1 pseudogene is annotated in these 336 nt (G+C 70.8%); it reads right to left on the reverse strand.

Going from position 1 to position 336, the window contains the following annotated elements:
* Window positions 1-101: 101 nt before the first annotated feature.
* Window positions 102-336 (reverse strand): annotated as a pseudogene (gene olsB, locus ACLJNW_RS23875) (L-ornithine N(alpha)-acyltransferase); the annotation flags it as partial.

Here is a 336-nt window from a genome sequence, read left to right on the forward strand (position 1 = left end):
GGGCAGCCGCTCGCGCAGGCTGACCCAAGCGGCCAGGCCCAGTCCGAGCGCGACCAGCCCGAGCAGGCGTGCGCTGCGCAGCAGCAGGCGCAGCCGCGCCATCAGACCGCTGCCTTGAAGTGGCGGGCGTAGCGCGGGCAGAGTTCGTCGCGCTTGAGCAGGATGAACACGTCGGCGACCTGGAAATCCGGGTCCCAGCAAGGCTCGCCGCAGATCTTGGCGCCCAGGCGCATGTAGGCCTTGAGCAGCGGCGGCAGCTCGGCGGTGAGGTTTTCCGGGACGTCCAGCGGCGGCAGCGGGTTCTTCGGCTCGGCCTGCAGGTAGTCGGTGCACAGG

This window comes from Salmonella sp. SAL4457, from assembly GCF_046548235.1.
Taxonomy (GTDB): Bacteria; Pseudomonadota; Gammaproteobacteria; order Enterobacterales; family Enterobacteriaceae; genus Salmonella; species Salmonella enterica.